Source organism: Limosilactobacillus sp. (assembly GCF_041859915.1).
Lineage (GTDB): Bacteria > Bacillota > Bacilli > Lactobacillales > Lactobacillaceae > Limosilactobacillus.
The window spans coordinates 1-9261 of sequence record NZ_JBFLGB010000065.1 but is presented as its reverse complement, the minus strand read 5'-3'; the positions used below and the strand labels follow the sequence as shown (position 1 = coordinate 9261).

The following is a 9261-nucleotide window of genomic DNA, read 5'->3' as shown; positions in this document are numbered from 1 at the left end:
ACCTTCTAATGTTTTATATTTCATTCTAGTGGCTTTTCCACCTCTTATATGTCTCTCTGATTTATTTAAATCTAACACATCCTTAGCCTCTTTGGCTACTTGTGGATTTATTTTTGTGGTTGCGAGGTCTTTGGCAGACTTTTAGCTTTCTTCATCATCTCTGGAAACTGGGCATTAGTGATTGTCTCTCGCTCGGTATAAACCGTACCATCAATCATCACAGTTAACGGGATAATTGTAATATTATATTTTTTGATCTCTTCCTCGGTTAAGCCAGCAGAAGAATCACAAACTATTTTTACTTTTGCCATGGAAAATCCACTCTCCCTGCATGTGTATTTATGTTATAATCTATCTAGTTATTAAAACTAGGTATAATGCTTTCAAAAACCATTATACACATTTTTTAAATGGTGGTTAAATTTAATATTAATCATTCATAAGTATAGCAAAAAACATCATAAAATTCATTGCTGATCATTCAGAAAGGAGCAGTTAAATTGACAGCACATACTTCATACCATCCACAAAATTGGCAAGAAGTCCTGATTGAAATCGGTAACGCTATCACACACGGTATTGGCTTTGGCCTAGCCATTGCAGGCTTAGTCTTTCTAATCATTCGGGCCGCACACACCGGTAGCCCCATGCGAATCGTTACCTTCACAATCTACGGCAGCATTCTTATCCTTTTCTACCTTTCTTCAACACTTTTCCATTCTCTTTATTTCACCCGGGCTCGGCATCTTTTTCGGGTCTTCGATCATTCAATGATTTACGTTTTGATTGCTGGCACCTACACGCCCTATTGTTTGGTCAGCATCCGTAGTTGGGCAGGCTGGACCCTCTTCGGAATTATCTGGGCACTAGCAGTCCTAGGCGTCGTCTACAAAAGCATTTGGCTCCAACACAAGAGCAAGTACTCAACCCTTATCTACGTTTTGATGGGCTGGTTGTGTATTTTCGCCTTTGTTCCCCTCTGGGAAGCTTTAGGACCAGTAGGCTTTGGTCTTTTATTAGCTGGTGGAATAACCTTTACTCTTGGTACCTTGCTCTATAGCCGGCCTAGCCGTTATACTCACCTTATTTGGCATGTCTTTGTACTTGTGGGAACCGCCTTTATGTATTTCTCAATTCTTTTTTACGTTTAATTGCCAATCCTCAAACCAACAAACTGGTTGTCCTCTTTCAATTATGGGTTGCCGGTTAACCAACTGCCACCGGTTGTAATCAATCGGTGGCATTTTTATGTCACCATGATAATGACCGTTGATGACAGTCCGGTGGAGACAGTTAACTAACGGCTGAGTCAGCGCAAAGGTTTTTGCCCCACCGATAATACAAACCTCACTAGCAGATTGATAATGTTCCAACCAGGAACGTAGCTGTGATAAATCATGTACTACCGTAATTCCCGGCTGCATAAGAACTTGGTGAGTAAAAACAATATTTTGACGGTGAGGAAGAGGCCGACCAATCGATTCAAAGGTCCGCCTTCCCATTACCACCGGATGACCGGTCGTTATTTTAACAAAGTGGTGCATATCAGCAGGAACATGCCAGGGCAAGGCGTTATTCTTACCGATCCATCCATCTAAATCCTCGGCCCACACGAAGCTAGTCTTCATCATAGTCGTCAACCTTAAACCGCTACCGGAGCCTTAATTGCTGGTTCGTGAGTATAGCCCACCAACTTAATATCATCCATTTGATACTGGTCAATCGGCTTTGGCTCAGCGGGCAAAACCAACTTAGGTGCCGGATGGGGCGTTCGTGAAAGCTGCTCACGAACCTGGTCAAGGTGATTAAGGTAGATATGTGCATCCCCTAAGGTATGAACAAAGTCACCCACCTGCAAACCACATTGGTGAGCAATCATGTGTGTCAGAAGAGCATAACTGGCAATATTAAACGGCACCCCAAGGAAAATATCGGCGCTCCGTTGATAAAGCTGACAACTAAGCCGTCCCTCATTAACGTAGAATTGAAATAGGGTATGACACGGTGGCAGAGCCATTGATGGCACATCCTCAGGATTCCAAGCCGATACAATCATCCGACGAGAATTCGGGGTTGTCTTAATTTGGTGAATAACGTTAGCAATCTGGTCAATCGTGCCACCCTTACTGGTCTTCCAATGCCGCCATTGACTACCATAAACCAGACCCAGGTCACCGTACTTCTTTGCAAAATCATCATCATTGAGGACCCGTTGACAAAAGGCCCTCTTTTCGGCTAAGTATTGTTTCTTAAAGACTGGATCTTTAAGCCAGCGGTGACCAAAATCGGTCATATCTGGGCCATGATACTCGGGGCTCTCCACCCACTTCTTAAAGGCCCATTCATCCCAAATATGGTTATGGTGCTGCAATAAAAAGCGAATATTAGTATCACCACGCAAGAACCACAGCAATTCACTCTTAATCAGGCCAAAAGGCACTTTCTTAGTGGTCAAGATTGGGAAACCCTGATTAAGATCAAACCGCATCTGATAACCAAAGACAGAGCGCGTCCCTGTTCCCGTCCGATCGCTCTTCTTGTGACCGTGTTCCAAAACATAGCGAGCTAGGTTTAGGTACTGCTCCTCATTTACATTTTCTGCCATGCAAATCGCTCCTTTTATTTGTATCAAAATAATATTAACACGATAACGATGAAATGCCTCACGATCATTAGAACTTTGTCTAACAATTATGAGACATTTCAATTCAATCCTTTATAAAAAATATGCCAAAGAACAGGTTAAGGATTTCCTAAATACTTGCTAATATTGATATTATAGCGTTCATAAGCACCATTAAACTATTCATCAACAAAATTACTCAAATATTCCCAACGCGCCGTTTTATCATCAATCTGCTTCTTTACAGCCGTCAATTGTTTTTGGAGTTCGGCTAATTTAGGATAATTGCTGGCTGCGGCCGCCATCTGTTGCTCCAAGTCCTTTTGCTGAGCATCAAGCTTATCCAGATCGTCATTAATATGATCCCATTCTAGCTTTTCTGCGTAAGTTAGCTTGGTTTTCTTTTTAGGAGTTGATGACTGGGGCTTTGCCGGTGCTGACTTTTTAAGTATCGTTTGGTTAGCTTTCTTAGCTTGAGCCTCTTCATCTAGGTAATCAGTGAAAAGTCCTGTATAACGCTGAATTTTCCCATTGCCATGAAAAATTAACAGATCATCCGCAACTTTGTCAAGAAAGTAACGGTCGTGGGAAACGGTGATTACCGTTCCAGCAAAATGATCTAAATAATCTTCTAAGACGGTTAACGTTCCAATATCCAAATCGTTAGTAGGTTCGTCTAAAAGCAAAACATTTGGCTGCTGCATTAGGATCTTCAATAAGTAAAGGCGCCGTTTTTCGCCCCCAGAGAGTTTACGAATCAATGTACCATGCATGAAGCGTGGAAAAAGGAAACGTTCCAACAATTGAGTAACACTGATCTTATTTCCGTCCTTATCGGTAACACTGTCGGCAATCTCGGTCAGGAATTCAACCATTCGTTTATTGTCGTCGACTCCTTCGGTTTGCTGAGTATAGTAACCAATTTTAACGGTTTCACCAATTTTTAGGGTTCCGCTATCCAACGGTACTCGTTGGGCAATTACGTTTAACAGGCTGGTCTTACCAGCGCCATTTTTCCCGGTAATACCAATCCGGTCACCAGCATTCACCAGCCAATTAAAGTCCTGTAAAATTTGATGATTACCAAGTTTTAAATTGGCATGTTTAAGCTCAATGACATCTTTACCTAAACGTTGAGAGCCTAAGTTGATTGATACATTTTCATCGGTCTTCAGGTTACCAACCTCACCTGCTAACTTATGAAACCGGTTAATCCGACCTTTCTGCTTAGTGCTTCGGGCTTTGGCACCCGTTCGCATCCACGCCAATTCTTTCTTATAAAGCTGTTGGTTCTTGCGTTCCGTCTCCTGAGCCAATTCTACCCGAGCCGCTTTTTTCGCGACAAAATCTTGATAATTACCTTCATAGTGATAAAGATGGCCAAAAGAAAGCTCCCAAATATGATTGGCAACTTGATCCAAGAAGTAACGATCATGGGTAACAACTAGGACAGCACCCTGATAGGATTTTAAAAAGTCTTGCAACCAAATCACCGAATCAATATCAAGATGGTTTGTCGGTTCGTCTAAAAGCAAAAGGTCCGGTTGCTCGATCAAGACTTGAGCCAGGGCCACCCGCTTCTGTTGACCACCAGATAAATTAGCAATTTGTTGGCTAGTATCATTAATTTTTAACTGGGTTAAAATCGTCTTAACTTGACTGTCAGCTTCCCACGCGTCTTCTTGGTCCATCTTTGCTTGCATTTTGGTATAACGGTCTACCACTTGTGGATCATCTGGATGAGCACTAAATTTCTGTAAAGCATCCTCATAAGCTCGAATAGTTTTAAAGACCGGTTGCTGCCCTTCAAAAATAGCTGCCATAATCGTCTTATTCTGATCAAGCACTGGTTGCTGCTTAAGATAACCAATCGTGTAGTCATTGGGTTTAGTAATGGTACCAGCTTCTGGATGGGTTTCGTTACTGATAACGTTTAATAGACTGGTTTTCCCACTACCGTTAACGCCAATTAAGCCAATCCGGTCGTTTTCATTAATAATAAAATTAATTTGATCAAAGAGGGTTTTCTCTCCATAAGTACTGGTGAGACCCTCCGCACGCATCGTTTGCATATTATTTATTCCTCTTTCTTATATTCCTTTGCTGCCGTCAATAAAGCTAATCGGGTATTTACTAACTGGCCGGCGACCACCGCCTGCGTTAACCAACGCAAAATTGTTCCTAACTGCGGACCGGGTTTGATACCAGCCTTAATTAAAGTTCGGCCATCAACGGCTAACTCTTGATGACTCTTAATTGGTAGTTTTTTATAAGCCGTTCGTAATTTACTTACTGCCACATTCCAACCATAGAGTTTTGCTACCTGGTTAGCATCAACGGTCCGCTCCCAACCAGCTCGATAAAGATCAAGCGCCGTTAAATGATGGGCACGCAATGCAGCAACTACCGGTAAAGTCTGCTTAACCTGGCGAATTAAATTATTCGAATTTTTCCATTGCTTAAGAAAACGGGTAACCGCTTGGCCACTTAAATTAAGTTGGACACAAAGCATCGTCCAAACTTGGACCGGATTTTCTAAGGCCCACTGGTTCAATACTAAAAGTTTGCTTAACACGTCGTGAGCCCCTTGTAAGCCTGGGCAATACCGATAGAGGCCCGTGGCCACAAAATCTTTTAGGCCAGCAACTGGATTCTTCCCCAATAAAAGTTTTTCAAACTCTACCCGAATCCGTTCCACGGCAATTTTACTAAGTAAAGGTGCATTCTGACGAATTCCGTTAAGGGTTGGCTGGTCAATTACAAAATCCAACTTAGCGGCAAAACGCACCGCCCGCATCATCCGCAAAGCATCCTCATGAAAGCGTTCGTTCGGGTCACCGACCGCCCGAATTAGGTGGCGCTTGAGATCATCTAAACCGTGAAAGAGGTCCACTACCTCCCCATTTTCACGAAGAGCTAACGCATTGATCGTAAAGTCACGCCGCTTAAGGTCTTCAGCTAAGGAACGCACAAAGGTTACTGAATCAGGACGCCGATAATCCTGATAACCGGATTCGGTTCGGAAAGTCGTTGTTTCATAACCGGTTCCATGGTCAAGAATCATGACTGTACCATGTTCAATTCCGGTATCAACCGTTCGCTTAAAAATAGCCTTAATTTCGCTTGGATAGGCACTGGTAGCAATATCAATATCGTGGATATGATCACCCAGAATCGTATCCCGTACACAGCCCCCTACAAAATATGCTTCAAAGCCAGCTGCCTCGATTCGTTGTAGCACTGGCCGGGCCGGTTTAAAAATAGCAGGTAGTTGTTTTAATATCATCTAATCAGGTCCTTTTTTCTTATCTACTAATAATTGATTATAACAAATCGTCTTTTGAACGGCGAGTTTGGTTTTATGGTATAGTTAAAGTAAATAAGAACTTAAAAGGAGGCTGTGCCTTTTGAATTATCCTTATCAAAAACGTTTTCGCCAATTCCTTCATAATTCTCAACACCTAGCCCCGTTAACAATCACCACTTACGACACCAGTCTGACTAAATTCTTTACTTATCTCCGAGCAAACCGTGCCGCCTTCGCAGCTGATCCACGCTTGGCAAACTTGACCGAAAGCGACGTTCGCGCTTACTTTAATATGCTACAAACCAATGAAAAAATTACATTGAGCACCTATAATAAAATCCTTTCCCAGCTCAACCGTTACTTTCGTTATCTTTTTACCCACCGGCTGATCAAATCCTACCCGACTCTTACTCTTCATGGTCAGGCGGTTGACCCTAATCAACGGGTTAACACCAAGTGGCTTGCCAAGCTTGATACCATTCTTGCTGATGACCACCTGCATTACTATACCCGAATGGTCCTTCTTTTGACCAAACATGGTTTTACCGTTGGTGAATTTCTTCGGCCAGGCTTTTATCGGGTCCTGGCTAACACTAAATTGACGAGCCCAAGTGAAAAGCAATTCTACCAACGTTACCAAGCCTTCATCCGTCCATTACAAGCACGTCAAAATTCGACCGACCTCTTTCTAAAACAGCGTTACCAACCTGAAGCCCCCCGTTTGACTAATGCCGGCCTCCATAAGTACCTCAAGCGTGACGAATCCTATCTTGGCTTTCACCTGGCACCCAAGTATCTTCACCAGAGCTACATCCTAACCCAGCTAGCTGCCCATCGCGATTGGAGTGACCAACACTTGATGAGCTACCTTAAGCTTGATCCAGCTTCACTTCTGTATTATCAGCGTTTGCTTCTACGCCTCCACTAAAAAGACGTGACTAGGGGAAATAATTCTTACTAGTCACGCCTTCTTTAATATTCCTCATATTCATCTAAGAGCTCTTGCATCGCCGTATCTGTCGGAACTAATTTCAGGTAACGACGTAATTCAGACACCAATTCCGTTGTTTTACCCATTTCTCGGTCAAAATTAATTAGTTCCCTTAAGAAAGTTGGGTTGTCTTGGTAGTTTATTGCGGCCGCATGGTAATATTTATCAGCCAGCTTTAACTGTTCGGTTCGTTGGTAAGAACGGGCAAGGTTCCAGTAAACCTGGGGATCAACTTCATCTTCCTTAATCAGCGGTGCTAATAGCTTAATATTAGCCGTATCGTTGTGCTGATGAAGAAGGAAGTTACTGTATTGCAAAATGATCGTTAAATTATCCGGAGCAAGATGGTGCGCCCGTTTTAAATATTTTGCCATCAAATGCTGGTCACCAAGGTGGCTAACGATCTCAGCGGCTTGTGAATAAAATTGCTCATTATACTGGTCCACGGCCAACCCTTCTTGGATTGCCCGCAAAGCTTGGGGATAGTTCCGCTGTTGGGAATAAGCCGTTGCCAACGCCGGGTAAGCTGAGGAGTATTGGTCATCCGCCTTGATCAAGCCTTGGAGGGTTTTAATAGCCGCATCAACTTGACCAAGGTGAAGTTGCGTTAGGCCAGTTTGAAAACGAATATCGCTGGTTTGATATTGGGGCTTAACCTGTTTGAGGTAACCAAGGGCCTGCTTAAACTGTCCACTCTGGGCATAGCACATTCCTAGTCGGCCAGCAATGTCAACCTTAGCGAAATTAGTATATCCGCTCCTAATCAATTTAAAATAGTAGTCAATAGCCTCCGCAAAGCGTTCAACTAAGAAGTAGTATTCGGCTAGGGCAAACTGAACAGCGGGCTCATCCGGTGCTAACTGTTCAGCCTCTTTGAGTTTAGTCTCGGTCACTTCAAGTTCGCCTTCGGTTTGATAGAGGTCAGCTGCAACTAACAGGGATTCTAAGTAAGCCGGTGACTGTGGTTGGACCTGCGCTAAGTAAGAAAGTGCCTCATCATTATGGCCTTCGTCAATTGCAATTGTTGCCAGGTTAGTCCGTAATTCATCCTCATCTGGGTAACGTTGCAGCAACTTCAGGTAAATGCGACGAGCCTGACGTAAAAAGCCTAACCCGTAAAGTTCCTCACCCAAGTTAAACAGCATATCATCACTATCATTAGCAAGTGCCTGACGAAAGGTCCGCTTTGCCGTCGCCAGGTCACCCTTCTGCAATTGATCAAGCATTTTTTCTGAATAGGTCAATTTTATCCTCCTGTCCGTTCAATCTCTGGTAATAGAATAACAAAAAGAAAACGAACGGATCAAATGGTCCGCTCGTTTTTTTAGTTAAAACCGTTAAGCTATTACTTAACAGCCTCCTTCAAAGCTTTACCAGGCTTGAATGCTGGTACCTTGCTTGCAGGGATTTGGATTTCTTCTCCAGTTTGTGGGTTACGACCCTTCCGTGCGGCACGTTGCCGTACTTCGAAGTTACCAAAACCGATCAGTTGAACTTTTTCACCCTTGGCTAAAGAGGCCTGGATGGAACTAAAAACAGCATCAACAGCAGCCGTTGCGTCCTTCTTGGTCAGACCAGTAGCTGCAGCAACGTTGCTTACTAATTCAGCTTTATTTGCCATTTAATTTCACCTCCTACAGATAAGCACCGGTTGTCCGGTACTACTAAATGTTAATTTTGAGTGGTCCAAAATTAACGAAATAATTACGAGGAGTTCGTATCATTTCATTGTTAAGATTAGCATAGTGAAACCTTACTGACAAGCGCTTTTCATAACTTTTACACCATTTTCATGATTTCTTAATCTGACTACTGACGTTGTCGTTTAATCAGGTGAATCGGGGTCCCAGAAAAGTCAAAGGCCTGCCGAATCTGGTTTTCTAAGTAACGTTGGTAGGAAAAATGCATCAGGTCCGGATCATTAACAAAAATCACGAAGGTTGGTGGTTCAGTAGCTACCTGAGTTCCATAATAAATTCGCAATCGTTTCCCGTTTTGCGTTGGAGTTGGGTTAGCTGCCACCGCATCCATTAAAACATTGTTTAAAACTGAAGATTGAATCCGTCGCTTGTGGTGAGCATCGACCGCTTTGACCAGGCCCGGTAACCTGTCAAGGCGTTGTTTGGTTTTAGCAGAAACAAAAATAATCGGTGCATAGGCCAGGTACTGAAATTCGGCACGAATCAAGTTGGTAAAGTCGGTCATTGTCCGGTGATCACGCTTCTTCAGCGTATCCCACTTATTGACGACAATAATTACCCCACAGCCAGCCTCATGAGCATAACCGGCAATATGCTTATCAAGTTCTCGGATACCCTCTTCAGCATTCAAAACAACACA

At 43.1% G+C, this 9261-nt stretch carries 9 protein-coding genes and 2 pseudogenes; 2 read left to right on the top strand and 9 right to left on the bottom strand.

The genetic code is table 11. The features are described 5' to 3' along the window. Positions 1-78: sporulation transcriptional regulator SpoIIID (locus ACEYV4_RS08050; protein ID WP_373842811.1), on the bottom strand; the 78-nt coding region annotated here is incomplete at its 3' end. A gap of 38 nt (positions 79-116) precedes the next feature. Then, positions 117-311 (bottom strand): annotated as a pseudogene (locus ACEYV4_RS08045) (DegV family protein); the annotation flags it as partial. Positions 312-500: 189 nt separating this feature from the next. On the opposite strand from ACEYV4_RS08045, the gene ACEYV4_RS08040 reads away from it, so the two are divergent. Further along, positions 501-1151: a hemolysin III family protein gene (locus ACEYV4_RS08040; protein ID WP_373842810.1), complete on the top strand. Its 651-nt coding sequence runs from the start codon at positions 501-503 to the stop codon at positions 1149-1151. Here the strand turns inward: ACEYV4_RS08040 and ACEYV4_RS08035 are convergent. The 4 genes from ACEYV4_RS08035 to ACEYV4_RS08020 form a co-directional block, all read right to left on the bottom strand. After that, the gene (locus ACEYV4_RS08035; protein WP_373842809.1) at positions 1131-1631 is read right to left on the bottom strand and encodes a dihydrofolate reductase; all 501 of its coding nucleotides are present in this window, start codon (positions 1629-1631) and stop codon (positions 1131-1133) included. The genes ACEYV4_RS08040 and ACEYV4_RS08035 overlap by 21 nt on opposite strands. An 11-nt stretch (positions 1632-1642) precedes the next feature. Beyond that, entirely contained in the window at positions 1643-2605 is a 963-nt protein-coding gene (locus ACEYV4_RS08030; RefSeq protein WP_373842808.1) for a thymidylate synthase, read from the bottom strand. Positions 2606-2802: 197 nt separating this feature from the next. Then, complete coding sequence (locus ACEYV4_RS08025) at positions 2803-4695, bottom strand: ABC-F family ATP-binding cassette domain-containing protein (protein WP_373842807.1); 1893 nt, start codon at positions 4693-4695, stop codon at positions 2803-2805. Positions 4696-4700: 5 nt separating this feature from the next. Then, the gene (locus ACEYV4_RS08020) at positions 4701-5909 is read right to left on the bottom strand and encodes a CCA tRNA nucleotidyltransferase (RefSeq protein ID WP_373842806.1); all 1209 of its coding nucleotides are present in this window, start codon (positions 5907-5909) and stop codon (positions 4701-4703) included. 121 nt (positions 5910-6030) lie between these two features. Here ACEYV4_RS08020 and ACEYV4_RS08015 point away from each other — a divergent pair, with 121 nt between their 5' ends. Next, positions 6031-6858 carry a phage integrase N-terminal SAM-like domain-containing protein gene (locus tag ACEYV4_RS08015; protein WP_373842805.1) on the top strand — a complete coding sequence of 276 codons (828 nt, stop codon included), beginning with the start codon at positions 6031-6033 and terminating at the stop codon, positions 6856-6858. A 44-nt stretch (positions 6859-6902) separates the two neighbouring features. Here ACEYV4_RS08015 and ACEYV4_RS08010 read toward each other — a convergent pair whose 3' ends face one another. The 3 genes and pseudogenes from ACEYV4_RS08010 to engA form a co-directional block, all read right to left on the bottom strand. Then, the gene (locus ACEYV4_RS08010; protein WP_373842804.1) at positions 6903-8165 is read right to left on the bottom strand and encodes a tetratricopeptide repeat protein; all 1263 of its coding nucleotides are present in this window, start codon (positions 8163-8165) and stop codon (positions 6903-6905) included. 101 nt (positions 8166-8266) lie between these two features. Continuing rightward, the gene (locus ACEYV4_RS08005) at positions 8267-8542 is read right to left on the bottom strand and encodes an HU family DNA-binding protein (protein ID WP_373842803.1); all 276 of its coding nucleotides are present in this window, start codon (positions 8540-8542) and stop codon (positions 8267-8269) included. Between the two features lie 188 nt (positions 8543-8730). Then, positions 8731-9261, bottom strand: a pseudogene (engA, locus tag ACEYV4_RS08000) (ribosome-associated GTPase EngA); the annotation flags it as partial.

Coding starts and splice junctions, on each gene's coding strand:
- ACEYV4_RS08035 (WP_373842809.1), bottom strand. CDS start 1,631: ATGATGAAGACTAGCTTCGTGTGGGCCGAGGATTTAGATGGATGGATC.
- ACEYV4_RS08030 (WP_373842808.1), bottom strand. CDS start 2,605: ATGGCAGAAAATGTAAATGAGGAGCAGTACCTAAACCTAGCTCGCTAT.
- ACEYV4_RS08025 (WP_373842807.1), bottom strand. CDS start 4,695: ATGCAAACGATGCGTGCGGAGGGTCTCACCAGTACTTATGGAGAGAAA.
- ACEYV4_RS08020 (WP_373842806.1), bottom strand. CDS start 5,909: ATGATATTAAAACAACTACCTGCTATTTTTAAACCGGCCCGGCCAGTG.
- ACEYV4_RS08005 (WP_373842803.1), bottom strand. CDS start 8,542: ATGGCAAATAAAGCTGAATTAGTAAGCAACGTTGCTGCAGCTACTGGT.